14 protein-coding genes and 3 pseudogenes are annotated in these 16,033 nt (G+C 62.0%); 6 read left to right on the top strand and 11 right to left on the bottom strand.

The window, feature by feature from the left end:
* Position 1 precedes the first annotated feature (1 nt).
* On the top strand, positions 2-145 hold the full coding sequence (locus tag E3T38_RS16800; protein WP_166786221.1) for a GPGG-motif small membrane protein: 144 nt from the start codon (positions 2-4) through the stop codon (positions 143-145).
* 383 nt (positions 146-528) lie between these two features.
* Here the strand turns inward: E3T38_RS16800 and E3T38_RS14945 are convergent, their stop codons facing one another.
* Entirely contained in the window at positions 529-1,638 is a 1,110-nt protein-coding gene (locus E3T38_RS14945) for a tartrate dehydrogenase (RefSeq protein ID WP_134548920.1), read from the bottom strand.
* Positions 1,639-1,684: 46 nt separating this feature from the next.
* Here E3T38_RS14945 and E3T38_RS14940 point away from each other — a divergent pair, with 46 nt between their 5' ends.
* On the top strand, positions 1,685-2,464 hold the full coding sequence (locus E3T38_RS14940) for an IclR family transcriptional regulator (RefSeq protein WP_134548919.1): 780 nt from the start codon (positions 1,685-1,687) through the stop codon (positions 2,462-2,464).
* Here the strand turns inward: E3T38_RS14940 and E3T38_RS14935 are convergent.
* The gene (locus tag E3T38_RS14935; RefSeq protein WP_134548918.1) at positions 2,448-3,872 is read right to left on the bottom strand and encodes a GntP family permease; all 1,425 of its coding nucleotides are present in this window, start codon (positions 3,870-3,872) and stop codon (positions 2,448-2,450) included. The genes E3T38_RS14940 and E3T38_RS14935 overlap by 17 nt on opposite strands.
* A 491-nt stretch (positions 3,873-4,363) precedes the next feature.
* On the opposite strand from E3T38_RS14935, the gene E3T38_RS14930 reads away from it, so the two are divergent.
* Both E3T38_RS14930 and E3T38_RS14925 read left to right on the top strand, forming a co-directional pair.
* Positions 4,364-5,608, top strand: coding sequence for an amidohydrolase family protein (locus tag E3T38_RS14930; protein ID WP_134548917.1), 1,245 nt, complete (start codon positions 4,364-4,366; stop codon positions 5,606-5,608).
* A gap of 76 nt (positions 5,609-5,684) precedes the next feature.
* Positions 5,685-6,110 carry a hypothetical protein gene (locus tag E3T38_RS14925; protein ID WP_134548916.1) on the top strand — a complete coding sequence of 142 codons (426 nt, stop codon included), beginning with the start codon at positions 5,685-5,687 and terminating at the stop codon, positions 6,108-6,110.
* Between the two features lie 139 nt (positions 6,111-6,249).
* Here the strand turns inward: E3T38_RS14925 and E3T38_RS17205 are convergent.
* Both E3T38_RS17205 and E3T38_RS14915 read right to left on the bottom strand, forming a co-directional pair.
* A pseudogene (locus tag E3T38_RS17205) lies at positions 6,250-6,729 on the bottom strand (integrase core domain-containing protein); the annotation flags it as partial.
* A gap of 308 nt (positions 6,730-7,037) precedes the next feature.
* Complete coding sequence (locus E3T38_RS14915; protein ID WP_104196290.1) at positions 7,038-8,039, bottom strand: alcohol dehydrogenase catalytic domain-containing protein; 1,002 nt, start codon at positions 8,037-8,039, stop codon at positions 7,038-7,040.
* An 859-nt stretch (positions 8,040-8,898) separates the two neighbouring features.
* Here E3T38_RS14915 and E3T38_RS14905 point away from each other — a divergent pair.
* A complete protein-coding gene (locus E3T38_RS14905; RefSeq protein WP_134548914.1) occupies positions 8,899-9,498 on the top strand; it encodes a dihydrofolate reductase family protein in 600 nt (199 codons plus the stop codon).
* A 14-nt stretch (positions 9,499-9,512) separates the two neighbouring features.
* Positions 9,513-9,740 carry a YciI family protein gene (locus E3T38_RS14900; RefSeq protein ID WP_198417364.1) on the top strand — a complete coding sequence of 76 codons (228 nt, stop codon included), beginning with the start codon at positions 9,513-9,515 and terminating at the stop codon, positions 9,738-9,740.
* Positions 9,741-10,172: 432 nt separating this feature from the next.
* Here E3T38_RS14900 and E3T38_RS17560 read toward each other — a convergent pair.
* The 7 genes and pseudogenes from E3T38_RS17560 to E3T38_RS14865 all read right to left on the bottom strand — a co-directional run.
* A pseudogene (locus tag E3T38_RS17560) lies at positions 10,173-10,467 on the bottom strand (transposase); the annotation flags it as partial.
* Positions 10,468-10,496: 29 nt separating this feature from the next.
* Entirely contained in the window at positions 10,497-11,276 is a 780-nt protein-coding gene (locus E3T38_RS14890; RefSeq protein ID WP_241984503.1) for an alpha/beta fold hydrolase, read from the bottom strand.
* Between the two features lie 200 nt (positions 11,277-11,476).
* Positions 11,477-12,638: pseudogene (locus E3T38_RS14885) on the bottom strand (ISL3 family transposase); the annotation flags it as partial.
* Between the two features lie 123 nt (positions 12,639-12,761).
* Positions 12,762-13,979 carry an MFS transporter gene (locus tag E3T38_RS14880; RefSeq protein WP_134548912.1) on the bottom strand — a complete coding sequence of 406 codons (1,218 nt, stop codon included), beginning with the start codon at positions 13,977-13,979 and terminating at the stop codon, positions 12,762-12,764.
* A complete protein-coding gene (locus tag E3T38_RS14875; protein ID WP_134548911.1) occupies positions 13,976-14,503 on the bottom strand; it encodes a helix-turn-helix domain-containing protein in 528 nt (175 codons plus the stop codon). Before E3T38_RS14875 ends, E3T38_RS14880 begins: the two co-directional genes overlap by 4 nt.
* 205 nt (positions 14,504-14,708) lie before the next feature.
* Entirely contained in the window at positions 14,709-15,227 is a 519-nt protein-coding gene (locus E3T38_RS14870; protein ID WP_134548910.1) for a GNAT family N-acetyltransferase, read from the bottom strand.
* A 75-nt stretch (positions 15,228-15,302) separates the two neighbouring features.
* On the bottom strand, positions 15,303-15,827 hold the full coding sequence (locus E3T38_RS14865) for a helix-turn-helix domain-containing protein (protein ID WP_134548909.1): 525 nt from the start codon (positions 15,825-15,827) through the stop codon (positions 15,303-15,305).
* Positions 15,828-16,033 lie beyond the last annotated feature (206 nt).

The raw sequence follows: 16,033 nt of genomic DNA, 5'->3' as shown, positions 1-16,033 counted from the left end.
CATGGCAACAATTCTCTGGATCATTGCAGTAATTCTCGTTATTGCAGGCATTTTCGCGCTATTTCGACGACAGATTCTTTGGGGTATTGTGCTCATCGTCGTGGGACTGTTGGTTGGTCCAGGTGGCGTGAGCCTCTTCACTTGAGGCTGCGGATCGCGTAGCCGTTTCGGGGCGTGGCGGAACTCCGGAACGGTTTCGGCGTGAAGGATCCACTGACGCTCTACGCTGTCTGAGCGCTGCATGACGTCGAGGAGGCCATAGCTTTTCCTGACACTTTCGATCGTCTCGCGGATCGGACTGGACGGGTCCAACCGAGCCTTCACCAAACCCGGGGTTCGACAAAGCTACATGGACGAGCAGGCGGGAGGAACTGCACTCGCGAGTGCGGTCTTTCCCGCCCGCTTAGTCGTTGTGTCGATTGCGGCGCCCTCGCCGGTGAGCATCTTAAGGCCGATACCGCGGTCGTCAGCAGTGAAGGCACGAACGGCCGCGAGATTTCGACAAGGTCGATCCGGCGGCCGCGCAGGTCATAGGGCGGCGGCGACCTGGGCGGCGACAGTGTCGGTGGTTCCGGTGCCGCCGCAGTCGGGGGTGAGCCGCTCGGGCGTGGCCGTGACGGTGCCGAGCGCGCGCAGCAGGTCGGCTGCGGCCGCCTTCTCCCCCAGGTGCTGCAGCATCTGCGAGACGCTCCAAATGGTGGCGATCGGGTTGGCGATGCCTTGGCCCGCGATGTCGGGCGCCGATCCGTGCACAGGTTCGAACATCGACGGAAAACCGCCGTCGGGGTTGATGTTGGCTGACGCGGCGAACCCGAGTCCGCCCTGAATGGCCGCTCCGATATCGGAGAGAATGTCGCCAAACAGGTTGGACGCCACGACAACGTCCAGGGTTTCCGGGTGGGTCACGAATCGAGCCGCGATGGCATCGATGTGGTATCGCGTGACGGTCACGTCTGGGTACTCGGCGGCGAGTTCGTCGGTCACGTCGTCCCAGAACACCATCGTGTGCTTCTGCGCGTTCGATTTGGTGACCGAAGCGAGTCGACCCGAGCGCGAGCGCGCCTGCTCGAACCCATAGCGAAGGATGCGCTCGACTGCGGCCCTCGTGAAAATCGCCGTCTCAACCGCGACCTCGATCTTGGTGCCCTGATGCACGCGTCCGCCCGCACCGGAGTATTCACCCTCGGTATTCTCTCGAATCACCAGAATATCGAACTCAGATTTGCGCAACGGCCCCGTAATGCCGGGGAGCAACAGGTGCGGGCGCATATTCACGAAGAGATCGAATCCTTGACGGATAGGCAGCAGCAGCCCATGCAGCGATACCGAGTCCGGCACCTGTGCGGGCCACCCCACCGCCCCGAGAAGAACCGCATCGTGCCCACTCAGCTGCTCGAGCCCGTCGTCGGGCATCATCGATCCGGTCTCGAGGTAGCGCGCGCACGACCAGTCGAAGGTCGATTGCTGCACCGCGAAACCATGCTTGTCAGCTACCGCCTGCAACGGCACAAGGGCGGCGGCCACGACGTCGACGCCGATGCCGTCACCGGGAATGAGCGCGAGCGAATACGTAGCCTCCGATACGGTCCCGTTGTCGGCCAGGGACACAGTGCTGTCCTGTCGTGATGCATCGAACATGGGTTCTCCTTTGATGAGTGGTTGGGGATACCGATAAACTCGCGGAATGGCAGGCAAAGTAGCGTCGAACAGTCCGTTGCTCGTGCTGGCGAAAATCAGTACCATCCTCGACGAGTTCACGTTTTCGACTCCGGAGCGGTCGCTGGCCGATCTGCGCACCGCGACCGGGCTGCCGGCGTCGACGGTACAACGCCTGGTCGCCAATCTCGTGCAGAGCGGGTTTCTCGACCGCCACGGCGACCAATTTCGCATCGGTCTGCGCATGGCGACCTGGGCGGCATCCGCTTTCCACGGTCTTGATGTGGGTGAGTTGGCACAGCCCGTGCTCGCCGCCCTGCGAGATGAGACCGGTGAAACCGCGTGCCTGTTCATCTCCACGCGCGAGCTGCGCGTGTGCGTCGCGATGGCCGAGAGTCGGCACAGTGTACGACGGGTGATCGCCCTCGGCGAGGTATCACCCGTAAACGTCGGATCCTCGGGCCGGGTGCTGCTGGCATGGAACGACGAGCTCGCGGCCCGGGTATTCAGACATCCGCTACCTGCCCTGACGGAAGAAACGGTCGTCGACGTCGATGAGTTGCGCCGATCCCTGATCACGGTGCGCGAGCACGGCTGCGCGTATACGGTCGGGGAACGCACGTCGTCGGTAAGCAGCGTGGCGGCGCCGGTGTTCCAACACGGCGGCTCACTGTTCGGGGCCCTGAGCTTGCTCGGCCCGAGTTCGCGAATGACACCGGATGTCGTCACCCGCCTCACTCCGTCGGTGGTGGCGGCCGGCGCCCGTCTGAGCCAAGCTCTCGGTTCGGCGATCACAGTACCAAACTGAGCAGCATCGTAAACCCGAGTGCGAACACGGAAGCGACGGATACCGCGAGCGTGCAGGTTTTGAACGTGCCACGGGTGGACTGGTTGAGCGAGCTCTGAAGCAGCCAGAACGTATTCGAGGTGACGTGCACGGCGAAGAGGGACCCGGCGGCGGCGGCGAGGGCCACGAGCACCGGAGCAACGTCGATCTCGCTCATAACGGAGGCGAGCAACCCTGCGGCGGTGATGGCCGAAATCGACACCGATCCGATAGCCATGTGAAGCACTGCGGCGACGACCCAAACAATCAGTAGCGGGGCGACAGTCGTAGTGGTGAACAGTGAGCCCAGAATCTCGCCGATGCCCGTCGATGCAACGGCCGCCGCAAGGGAACCTCCCGCGCCGGTGAGAATGAGGATCTGACCCGACTCCCGGAAGCCGCGGGAAACGGCCTTCTCGACTCGTTCGCCGCCGATGGTGAGCCGGGCAACGAGGCTCGTGCCGAGCAACCCGACCAGCAGTGCAAAGACCGGCTCGAAGAGGATGCCGATCGGGCCGAGGTCAGCATCCGTTGCCTGCACAATCGCACCGGTGGCAACGAACAGCAGCGACACGATCATGGGCCCAAAAAGCAGCCCAAGAGCGGGCTCGCGGGTCGACTGCTGCACGCGGGTCCGCGCGCGGGGCGGGGCGCCGACCGTTGCGATGACTGAGGTATAGCCTGTCGCCGGCCGGGGGGCATCCACATCGTCACCCTCATCACCTGCCTCCGCGTCGATGAAGGTCACGGATTCATCGCGCTCCGGATTCCAGAAACCGCGGTCGTAGGCGAAATACATCACGAAGAGTGTAAGCAGGATGGTCGGCACGGTGACCACCACGCCGACAAGCAGCATCACACCAAGCGGTACGCCGAGAAGCCCGGCCAGGGCGAGGGCACCCACGCCCGGCACGATCATCACGATGCCGCATTCGAGTCCCACGGCGATGGCAGTGGCAACCCGCGCGGTGCCGGTGCGACCGAGGCGTGCCGCCATCCGTCGCCCTAAGGGTGCGCTCATGACGAGCAAAACGTCGATATAGATCGAGGGCAGCGCCACAGCGAGAGTCGTCGCGAACGCATAGGGCGCGCGACGGGCCCCGAAGACCCGCAAAAGCCCTTCCACCAGGCGTTGGATGGCCCCGGCCTCGCTCAAAATGGCGCCGATGAGCACGCCCCACGCAATGAGCAGGCCGATTTCGGCCATGATCTCGCCGAACCCGCCGGTGACGATACTCGCCGATTCCGCCACATTTCCGCTGGCGACGAGAGCAATCACACCGGCACCGATGACCAATGCCACAGCCGGGTTCAGGTGCACTTTCACGATCAACACAACCATCGCGACAATCACCCCAGCGGTAACCGCGATTACTGCCCAGTCGTCCATAGCGTTTCTCCTCATCGTTGAGAACTCAGTATGTGAGTTGCCAACTCATATTATGACTTTGACGCCATGCCGTCAAAGTCGCCTGACGACGAATGTCCCACCCAGGTGAAACCGACCGCTGCGCAGTCGCCATCAACGATGAAGGCGAAATTCTGCTGCCTTGCAATGTCAATTTTTTAGCAAGAACTCATCATCTGGTTTTCACTCACGGATTTACGACGCCGGACACTAGCCTTTGCTTGAAAGATCATTTTCGATGAAGTGGGCATCAGCCTTGCTGTGGGTACCCCGTTTACTTTGAGCGTTGGATACGGAACAATCACGTGTGGGCAAGGAGGGGGATCTCATGCGCCAGACGACGATCGTCAGCACTGATGCTGCCGAGAAACTCCCCTCTCGCCTTGTTCTCTGTCGGCAGATTACTTAGCCTCTGCGTTCGACATGCTCCGGGCTCGAAGGCTCGTTCTGTCGGCATTCAATGAAAGGTCACGATGACTGTTACCTCCACCGTTTTTCGAAACGCCCATGTCTTCAACGGCGAACGCTTCCTCGCCGAACCAGCAGATGTTGTTTTCACCGGAAATATCATCGCCGCCGTTGGCGCGCACGCCGGATCCGACCCGGAGTTCGCAAACGCCACCGTGATCGATTGCAGCGGCAAGACAGTGCTGCCGGGCCTGATCGACCTGCACATTCACGCCACCACCTCGAATCCGGGCTCGCTTCAGGCATTCACCGAACCGTTCTCCCTGCAGTTTTACGAATCAGTTCGAAACCTCGAATCCACCCTGCGGGCTGGAATCACCTCGGCCCGCGACGCAGGCGGCGCCGACCTGGGCACGAAACTCGCCGTCGACAGCGGACTGATCAAGGGTCCACGACTGCGCCTGGCCATCAGCATCATGTCCCAGACCGGCGGGCACGCGGACTTTTGGCAGCCGTCCGGCGTGGAATCGCCGACCATGGGGCCCCATCCAGGCCGTCCAAGCGGTATCGCCGACGGGGTCGAAGAGGTACGCAAGGTGACCCGACGGATGCTGCGCGCCGGCGCGGATCAAATCAAGATCTGCTCAACCGGCGGAGTACTCTCCCCCACCGATGACCCACGACACTCCCAGTTCACCCAAGCCGAAATTCGCGTCATCGTGGAAGAGGCCGAGGCGCAGGGCAAATATGTAATGGCCCACGCCCAGGGAGCGGCCGGCATCAAGAACGCGCTGCGCATGGGCGTACGCACCATTGAGCACGGCATCTATCTCGACGACGAAGCCATCGCGCTCTTTCTCGAGAAAAAGGCGTACCTCGTTCCCACCCTCGCCGCGCCGGAGGCCGTGATTCGCAAAGCGGCTACGGGAACCAGCGGCCTCTCGCCGCAGGTGATCGCAAAAGCGCACCAAGTCATCGATATTCATCGGGAATCTATCAGGCGGGCAGTCAGCGCCGGCGTGCGCATCGCCATGGGCACCGATTCGGGGGTCGGCGTGCACGGCGAAAACCTCGACGAACTGGCCTTGCTCGCTAATGCGGGCATGACCCTCGAACAGGTACTTTCTGCCACGACCTCGGTAGCGGGAGAACTCATCACCCCGGTAGGGTCCATCGGACGCTTGGCCCCCACCTACCTGGCAGACGCCGTAGTTTTGGACGCTCAACTCGTCTCCGTCGATCAACTGACCTCACTTCGCAGCATGATCAGCCAGGTATGGAAAGACGGCCGAAACCAGTTCCCTGCATAGCCAATTCGGCTGGCTGGGTTCCCTCACCGGCGTCAATTACGGAATCTGGGCACTTCTGATTGGGATTATCGGCCACGTGCTCGGCATTTTTCCAGCAAAAGCGATGCAACGAGCAAATGCATTCGGTCTCGCGATGGCCACGGTCATTGTCGTCGTTCTTGCGAGTATGAGCTCGGTCACGTGGAACGACATGGTTCAGGGACTTTGGCCCGTGCTCCTCATCCTCGGGGTCGGCGGAGCTGGCATCATCGGAGGGGGATGGATTGCCTCGAAAATATTAAAATGGGATCCGCTCAAAGGCATCCCCGTCGCTTTAACGGCATTGTTTGGCTTTCCAGGCGATTACATTCTCTGTCAGGAAATAAGTCGGTCCGTGGGTCGAGACGAACACGAACAAAAAGCGATTTTCGATGAGCTGATCACACCCATGCTGGTGGGAGGCTTCACCACAGTCACGACGGCGTCGATCGTGGTGGCATCCATTCTGGTGCAGACCATCTAACGTAAAAATAGTGATTGGATAATGCCTCACCCGGTCATTGTGAAAGGTTCCAGAACGACGGTGACGCTGAAGAATTCGAGGCGGATGGCGCGGGCTTGGGTGGGCGGAGTTTGTCAAGATCGATGAGGCCAGCGTGAGGTTAAGCGGCTAGTTTCGGCTCGGTTTGTTGTGCTTTGGTGGGCTTGTTGATCCACGCCGCGGTGGAGCGGCGAGGATCTGCGGGTCGGAGTGCATGCCAAAGCGTTCCGGGTTTCGGGCGCGGGCTGCGGCCAGCGTTTTGGACCGTTCACGGGCTTTGCCGGCGGCGAGTCAGTAGTGGACATCGGCGGGGTGTTCAGGCCGATGCCGGTATGCCGTTGGGCGTGGTTGCGGCCCTCGACGAAGGTGTCCATGAACTGGGGGCGTCGCCCATGGTGCCAAAATTTTCAGGGAATACCGGGGCAAACTTCAACGTCTTGAACCATGTCTCTGAGTACGGATTGTCGTTGCTCACCCCGGGTCGGGAGTGCGATTTGGTCACTTCTAGGTCAGAGAACAGTGCGGCGACGATCTTGCTCGTCATTGACGTGCCCCGGTCTGCGTGGACGACCTGCGGGATGCCATGAATAGAGGATGTTTCCGTACATACACGTCCTTATCGAGCAGCTGCGCGTAAATCTGGATCGGCGGCAAGTCCACGAACGAGGTCGAGTTCACCACCGTTAGGATCCGCGCCCGCTCGAGGACATCGGGCCGGTTTGCCGGCCCCACCACCGGTCGGGCGGCCCGGATGCGAGGCAGTGCCGGATACTCTACAAATCCACAAGCCACCCATATCCATCGCCCACATCAACGGCTATTTCACCTTTGATCAGTCAGTCCGGGTAGGGCCCAAAAAACGCCGGTGCCGCCTCACCGAGGCCGACGGTACAAGCGGCTACCAGTTCGTTAATCTACGGTTAGGACCACGCGGAATCGGGCGTCACCAGACATCATGCGGTCAAAGCCTTCAGCCGCTTTTTCAAGCGGATAGGTCTCGATCATCGGGCGAACGCCGGTCAGGGCGGCAAAACGGAGAGTGTCCTCTGAATCCTTCGCTGTTCCCGAGGCATGCCCGGCTACGGAACGACTACCGAGCACCAAGTCCACGGCACTCACAGCAAGGGGCTCCTGCGGGACGCCGACTACGATTAGCTGTCCCCTCGGTTCGAGTCCGGGGACAGTTACAGACATGGCGTGGGCATCGGTAACGGTGGCCAAGACGACGCGCGCGCCGCCAAGCTTTTTCAATTCCGCCGCGACATCGTTGATGGTGCTGTCGATGTAGTGGTGGGCGCCAAGGTCGCGTGCGAATGCTTCCTTCTCGGCGCCGCGTGCGATCGCAACCGTCTCGAAACCCATCTTGGCCGCGAACTGGACCCCGAGGTGACCCAGACCGCCCAGTCCCAGGACAGCGACGACATCCCCGGCCCGAGCACCACTGTTACGCAAAGCATTGAACGTGGTCACTCCGGCGCACATCAGCGGAGCCGCATCCGTGAATGCGAGAGCGTCAGGTACGGCCGCAAGGGCATCGGCGGGGGCGAGCAGATACTCAGCGTAGCCGCCGTCCGCGGTCAGTCCGGTGACCTTTCCCACGATGCATGAAACAAAGTCCCCGCGCCTGCATGGGGTGCATGTAAAGCAGGCTCCGCCAAACCATCCCACCCCCACACGCTGGCCCGCTGACCACTGCGAGACGCCCTCCCCAAGGGTCTCGACGGTCCCGGCAACCTCATGCCCGGGAACACGGGGATAGGACGAAGCCATGCCTGCGGCGGGCATGACATCGCTGTGGCACACACCACTGGCCGCGACCTTCACGAGCACGTGTCCGGGCAGAACGTCGGGAAGATCGTACTCGGCGAACTCCAAGGCAGTATTGGGGGCAGAAAATCGTACAACCTTCATGATGACGAATCCTTTCATGATTACCGTTGGTGCCTCTGTTTACACGCACTCTGACGGCTCTTCCTGACAAACGGATGCTATCGCCGGTATTCCGGGAGACCTTCCAAAGGACGGAGGGCTGTAGTCCAGAATGGAACATTGGAGTAGGTGGCATTCTCAAAAACACCTTACGCTTAAGCTCGACAAGGGCAACTGCACTGTCTGCGAACCGACACCATTTTCTTATGCGCTAGCAGGGTTCCGCTTGCGCAGACATCCTCGCGGTAGATTCCCCGGCGACCGTCGTCCAGGCCATCGTGGATTACCGGGCGGATGAGCCGGGACACGGCTACTCCTGCAGAATTGGCCGGTCGGGATCGGTCCCACACGACGCGCCCGCTCCCGACCGCTAGCGGATGGTTCCGGCTCGTGGAGGCCAGCCACCGCAGCATGTCGGAAACGCGGTAGCGGATCTTCCGGCCGACTCGAATGCCAGAGGGCGCACGGCCGTCGGTGCGCAGGTTGTAGAGGTTCTTGTGTGACGTGTCTCTACTCGTATCTCAACATCTCGTCCTGTTTCGGTCGGTCTCGATCAACAAACGTTCCTGCGCGGTGAGTTCTTCTATCTCCTGGGTAAGGCGGTCGCCGCGGGGAAAAATCGTTGTCCCAGCCCAGCCCAGCCCAGCCCAGCCCAGCCCAGCGCGGATCGTCGAGAGTCCTCGACACTGATCCGACCCAGGGGCTTCTCGACTCCCCCGGCCAACGCTGCAGGTGTAAAAAATGTGAAGGTCTTGAGGAACAATTGTCGGATCGGGTCGATCGTGTTCGTTGAAGTAGGGAAGCCGCCCGCGGAGGTGACTCGGAACAAGGGAGCATCACCATGAATCTCACGATCTCGATCCAGGTCAGCGTTGACGGCGTCATGCAGGCAAACGGCGGCAACAATGACGAGCTCGACCCCGGTTTTGCGCGCGGCGGCTGGGCCATCCCGACCGGCGATCAGGAGTCGTCCGCATATATAGCTTCAACGTGGCAGCGCGCGGACGCGTTCCTGCTCGGTCGCAAGACGTACGGGCTGTTCGCACGATATTGGGGTGCTCAGGCCGACGATTCGAACCCGTTTTCGAGCGCGATGAATCCTCGCCCGAAATATGTCGTGTCCAACACCTTGACCAACCCGGCGTGGAAGAACACGACGGTGATCTCGGGGGATATCGCGGCGAGCATCCGCGAGCTGAAGGCACAGCCGGACGGCGAGCTGCTGGTCGTCGGCAGCGGCGTGCTGGCGCGCTGGCTGCTCGATAGCGAACTCGTCGACGAGATCAACCTCATCGTGTGCCCGGTCATTGTGGGAGACGGTCTTCGGCTGTTCCCGCAGCAGGGTAGAGACTTCGGGCTCGAACTAGTGGAAACGCGGACGTTCCCGGCCGGAGTCCTGGCCCACACCTACCGGCTCACTGGCCGCCCCAACTACGCCTGAGAGAGAATCAAGCCATGCAGTACTTGGTCAACGCCATCGACTACTGCAGCGAATCCGGAACCACCCAAGAGGCGGTCGCGATGAACGCATTCAACAAGAAGCTGGTCACCATGGGCTACTGGGTGTTCGCCGCCGGTCTCGCCGACCCGACGGCCTCGACCGTGATCGACGGGAGTGGCAACGAGCCGGTCTTCACCGACTGCCCATTCGTCGAAACCAAAGAGTGCGCCGCTGGTCATTAGATCATTGACGCGCCCGACCTGGACGTCGCCCTGAAGCTGATGGGCGAAGGCGCGAACCATGGCCTGGATAAACGAAGCGTCACGTAATTAAACGCCTTGGGATCAGCTCACTATCAGTGAGGGGTCCGTAAGCCGAACCCTGAACGGGACACTCGGCGACATAGTTCCTGCCGGAGGCACGGGTCTGTTTTGATGGCCTTATGGCAATCTTCTTCTTTGACGGTGACCAGACGCTGTGGGATTTCCAGGCGATGATGATGCGGGCCCTGACAGCCACGATCGGCGAGCTTCGCAGGCTTCGGCCCAGGACCGGAAGAGATATGAGCATCGAGGCGTTCGTCACCGACAGGGAGGTCGTCGCGGAACGGTTGCGGGGCCAAGTGAGCAACCTAGAGCAGGTGCGGTTCGAGGCCTTCAGGAAGAGCCTCGCCCGCGGGGAAGGTTGGTGCCACGCTGTCGGCGCTGTTGACCGTGGAATCCACCGACACCTCCCAATTGATCAGCCCGGCGGCGTCCGCCCGGGTCAGCAGCGAAGCAAGGGCCTCGTCCCAGGTCCCGTCGGCACTGTAGCGGCGGTGGCGTTTCCAGACCGTCTGCCACGGCCCGAAGTGCGGCGGCAGGTCCCGCCACGGGATGTCGGCCCGATACCGGTAGATGATCCCCTCCGACGGTGATCCTTGAACGGACGGCCCAACTTCCCCGCCGATTCAGGCATCAACGGGGCAATCTGGCTCCGCCCGGGCGCTCAGCCGCAGCTCAGCCGGTGCTATCGAGAATCAGGCGCGCCGCTTCCGTTGGTTGGTCCCAGTGCGGGAAGTGACCGCAGTTTTCGAACCAGTGCAGCGTTGCATCCGGGAACAGCTCCGTGGCCCGCGCCGCCTCACTGGGAGCGGTGACCTTGTCCTTCCTCCCCCATCCAATGACCATTTTGCCCTTGAGTGAACCAGCCGGTGCGCCTTCCTGGCGGGGTCCGTGAATCAGCGCGTTGAGGGACGGGTCCAGGCTGGTCGATGTCTTGAACCCGCGAAGCTCGTGCAGGACCAGATCCTGTGGCAGCTTCCAGGGGTGGGCGGAGAACTGTGCAAACAGGGCCGTGCGACCCACAGGGTTGCCCGTGAGGAAGGGGAGCGCCGGTTGGATGCGGCGCACCAGTGCGACGGATGCCTTGATGCTTGTACCAAAGATCGCTGCCTGGCGGTCATTCCAGAATCCACCAGGGTCCAGTGCGACCGTGGTGCCAGCGTGCCCGCGGCGTGCCATTTCCATTACCATCCGGGCGCCCATGGAGCTGCCTACCAGATCAAGGTCACCCAGTTCCGCGTCGCGGATAAAGGCTTCGACGGAATCGGTCAGCGTGGCAATGGTGGTTTCGCCGGTCAGCGGCGCGGATTCGCCGCAGCCGGGGAGGTCGACGGCGATGACTTCGCGTTCAGCGGCCAGCGCCGGGATCACCGGGTTCCAGTTGCCAATACTGGAACCGAGCCCATGGATCAGCAGGAGTGGCTTACCGGAGCCTTGCCGAGTTGAGTGCAACATGACTTCACTGTAGGCGCAGTGCAACATATCTGGCCAGAGGTTATCTGGCCAGAGGCCCGACGGCACAGCGATACGCCGTTAGGCAGCGCATCCAACATGTCTTGGATCGAACACATCAGGTCGAACACGCCTCAGGCAGGGGCGAAGAGTTCCAGCGCCACGTTGTCGGGGTCCCTGAATTTCAGGATGTAACCGGCTCTTCATAATTGAGAGTGAAGTCGGAGCCTGAATCCTCCGGTTTCCAGGAGTGAGCGGGCGACATAGTTGGCGAGGTTGCGGAATCTCAGGGCTGATCCGCGGAGGTGTTCGAGGCGGCATTGGATCGCCTCGGTGGGCCCGTTGGAGGTGCCGGGCCGGTCGAGTGCGCTAAGACGTCTGCGGCTCGTTTCTTGAGGGTGCGTCCGAGGGTGACAAGCTCGGTGAGGGCGGCCGGGACGCCGTAGCTGACCGATTCGATGAGCTTCTCCATCGACTCCCGTCCCTTGATTCGGTCCTCGTCTCGGTAAGCGTTGATCATCCGCTGGTAGATGCCCCAGGTCGCTTCGACCTGCACGTGCGTTTCGGTGGCGAACAGGTCGGTCAAACGTTGTTGCTGTTTGTCGGTGAGCAGGTCCGCGCCGGTGTGCAGGGTGCGCCTGGCGAAGTAGAGCGGGTCGCCTTTGCGCCCCCGATGCCCGTGGACGGCTGCTGGACGCGGCGCCGGCAGCCGTCAAGGGCGTCCCCGGCCAGACGCACGACGTGGAACGGGTCCATGACCGCCACGGCGCAGGGTAGTTCTTCGGTGGTGGCGGTTTTGAAGCCGGTGAACCCGTCCATCGCGACGACTTCCACGTCGTCTCGCCAGGGTTGGGGCCGGTCGGCGAGCCAGGTCTTGAACACTGCCTTGGAGCGTCCCTGGACCATGTCCAGCAGCCGCGACGGGCCCGTCCCATCGCGGATTGGAGTGAGGTCAATGATCACAGTGACGTACTTGTCGCCCCGGCGGGTATGCCGCCAGACGTGCTCGTCTACGCCGATCACCCGCACCCCGTCAAACCGCCCCGGATCATCGATCAGGGCCAGTTTGCCTTCCGCTAGGACCGCGGTGTTCGCGGTGTTCCAGGCCACGCCCAGGCCCTCAGTGACCCGGGCGATGGTCAGATGCTGACACACGATGCCCGTCAGCGCCCACCGCAGGCCCCGCCGGGAGAGTTTCGCCCGCGGTTCAGCGACCTTCGTGATGTCCTGCCGCCACACATGCCCGCACCCGCCGCAGCGATAGCGGCGTACCCGGACCAACAGCGTGGTCGGACGCCAGCCCATCGGTTCGTGCGCCAGCCGACGAGCCACCGTGTCTTCGGTAGGCAGTCCCATCGATCCGCAAGAGGGAGGTCCAGCGCGACAGATCTGGGGCCAAACCACCCGGTGGCCGAGTGCGCCGCTGCCGTGTCACTTGGGAACGTCCTGCGGGCACTCACCATCGCGGTGCTGGGCGTCTCGTTTCATCTACGCCGATTGCAATTGACTTACGACGGGCTCGGCTTTGTTGTTTCTGAGTATTAGCACGGTTGCGGATATCAGGAGGATGAAGGACACCGCGGCGCCGATGATGAATCCCAGACGGGGTTCTATGGCGTCCATGGCGAACCCCACTATTACGGCGGCAACGGCGGCGCCAGCGTTGACTGCCGTGTTGATCCAGCTCGATGCCTCGGTGCGCACCTCTGGAGCGGTGAGGTCGTCCGCGAGTAGGTAGCCGGTCACGAGCGACGGGGCCAGGAAGAAGCCCACCGCAGCGAGCCCGAAGCCGAGGACCACGGCAAACTCAATTGTCGTGAGCAGTGCGCACAGCGCGGTCATGACTGTGACCGAGATGAGTAGTCGCTTTACGAGCGAGCTCCTCCAGGTTCGTTGGCCGTAGAGCAGGCCTCCGACTGCGCTTCCCGCTGCGAAAGAGGCGAGAAGGATGCCGGCCAGGCCGACCGATCCCTGTCTGTCGGCGATTGCGGGTGCGCCCACTTCCACGGTTCCGAGTATGACTCCCACGCCGAGTAGCGCGATCAACACTGCGACGAACCCGCTCTGTCGTAACGGCCGTGAGCTCTTCCGGGGGGCAGCGGTGACCGCAACGTGCTGTCGCGATAGCGAACTGCTTGTCATGCCGAGGGTTCCGGCCAGCGCCACCGTGGCAGTAGCGAGCAGTCCGACCGGCGGCGATGCCGCACTGAGAATGGCCGCCGCGATCAATGGCCCCGTCGTGAACAGCAATTCCTCACAGACCGCATCGATGCTGTACGCCTTCGTCCGCAGCGCTCCCGGCGCTGTCAGCGAACCCCAGAGCACACGCATCGAGGCGCCGAGCGGTGGGGGGAACAACCCGACAATGGCCGCCAGCCCAACGAGCGCCCCTGACGAAGGGTCGGGCTGGGCTGTCAGCGCAGCAATGCCGCCGAGGCCGACCGCGAAAGCGATGGCTAGCGAGTTGAGTGCAAACCGCTGTCCGCGCCGGTCGACGAATCGTGCGCGGTACGGAGAAGCGATCACGTTCGCGAGCCCGAAAGCCCCAGTAGCCGCGCCGGCGGCCGCGAAAGAATCCGTGCTTCGCTGCACCGCGAAGAGCAGCACTAAAGTCACCATGGCGAACGAGAGTCGCCCGACGAGCGCGGGAACAAAGACCCTCAGCGCGCCGGTCGTGCGCAGTACCTCGAGGTAGCCGCTACTCATGTTCGCGGGGCGGTGTCGTGGTTCACGACTTCGAAAAATGCGAGGGTGGCACTCATCCGGATGCCTTCTGGTGTGGCGGAGGGCACCGCCTCATCGTGGATGAGTTTTCCGATCTCGCGTGACATGTCGCGGATATGCTCCCAGGCCTCACGGGAGACGGTGACCTCCGCCTCGGTGAACACGAATTCGGATTCTGACAGGTAACGCGCGCTGCGGGCGATCAGCTCTGCGGCGAGGGAACTCATCAGAGCCTGGTGCTCATCGACGCGGCCCGAACCGAGCGCTTCGCCGCTCGCGGGATCGTGTCGATAGCGCTTGGCGGTCCCGCCACGAATATTCAACTCCTCAACCAGCTGCACGAGTCCCGCCTGAGCCAAACGACGCAGGTGGTAACTCACGTTCGCTTGGCTCTCGCCCAAGACACGCGCCGCCTCCGTAGCGCTGAGAGCCTCGGCAGTCAGAAGCGAAAGCAAACGCAGGCGTAACGGGTGAGCTATGGCCCGGAGGCCATCAAGATCCGGCATGCCCAAACGATATGCCAAACAACACCCAACCTCCAAAATGGTTCTTTTGCGGTCACCTGTCCGGAGCACGTGCCGACGCAGGTCACGGCACCGTCCGAGCTGAAGTGCTCTAAAACCTGACGATGATCCGACTCACATTTGGATCGAAACAGCCTGTCGGCCGGCACCGAGCGCCGTGCCCGGAGAGGAACCTCTAACGGGCGTTCTATGGTTGCTGGGATTCCCAGCGAGTTTCACCATCCTTCTTCGATGAGGTCGCGTGTAGGGCTTGATTTTGCGCCACCATCATTGATGCCTGATGGTCGGGATGAATGTGCGCTGTGAGGCGGCGGACTCCGTGTGATCGCAACCAGGCCACCATCGCTTGAGCGGCCTCAGAAGCGATTCCTTGCCCTTGCCAGTTCGGTGAGATGACCCAAGCGATGTCAGCCACGAGATGCGCCCCGTCGTCTTCGACGGTTGCCTGTACGAATCCCACCGGCCTCCCGATGTCTCGCTTAATGACGACCCAGTTCAACCACCCTTGCGAACCATCATCAGAGTGCCCAACGGCCTGCGCGGCATAACGTTTTTCCAACACCGTCAGAGACGGTATTTCTCCGCCGGTGTATTCATAGAGCGCAGGGTCGGCCAGAACCTCGATCATCGCAGGCGCATGCTCCACCGACAGCGGTTCCAACAAAAGTCGCACAGAAATAATGGGTTCAGTTGTGGGCCAATCCATTCCTTGAGAATGGCAGAGTCCTGAGATCTTCGTAAGCCGAACACCGTGCGGGTCGTGGACCGCTCGCTGCCCTGCTCAGGCGACGGGCTTTACGTCCTCAAACTCGGAGACATTCCATTTTGTCCGTCGTGCCCGAAGTTCCCTCCTGCTGCGGGAGAGTGGGTACTTTTCCTCAAGGCGCGGTTCGAGGTAGATCCTGCGGATCGCCACCAGAATCAGATAACCGCCCGTCCAGTATGCGAGGAACAAGACCGGTCCGTACTGTCCGAGAATGAAACTGACTAGGGTCAGAACGATTCCGATCCCGATGTATAGCCATCGCCAAGCACCGGTGAATCTGTCGCGTGCAGCCTGCTGTTCTACCGTGCGGACCTGCAGAGACGCGACGCGATTGCTGAGGTCTGCGTCCTCGATCATGGTGAAGAGGTCGCGCACCGGAACTCGCAGGGCCTCGGCGACGAGGGACAGCGTCTCAAGGCTTGCGTCGTCTCCCGCTTCCAGCCTCTGAATGGTTCTAAGCCCAACGCCGCTCGCAGCCGCGAGACGCTCTTGAGTCCAGCCATGCTCCTGACGCAGTTCGACGATTCGTGTCTTGTTCATAGATCTCATATTGGCGCTACCTCTCCCACTATCACCACGCCACGGAGACGCCAGTGAACCGCCATATAGCCGCCACACACCCGCCACGCCATTCTCGTCGAGACGATCGTGGCCTTGCCCCCGTTGAGTGGACACCTCACAAGAGAGAATGTTCACATGGGAAAGACACGCCGGGAGTTCACTCCTGAGTACAAAGACGAGGCCGT

The sequence above is a fragment of the Cryobacterium sp. Hb1 genome, assembly GCF_004403585.1.
Lineage (GTDB): Bacteria > Actinomycetota > Actinomycetes > Actinomycetales > Microbacteriaceae > Cryobacterium > Cryobacterium lyxosi.
Note: the sequence above shows the minus strand (reverse complement) of the source record. Positions and strands in the feature narration are given on the sequence as shown.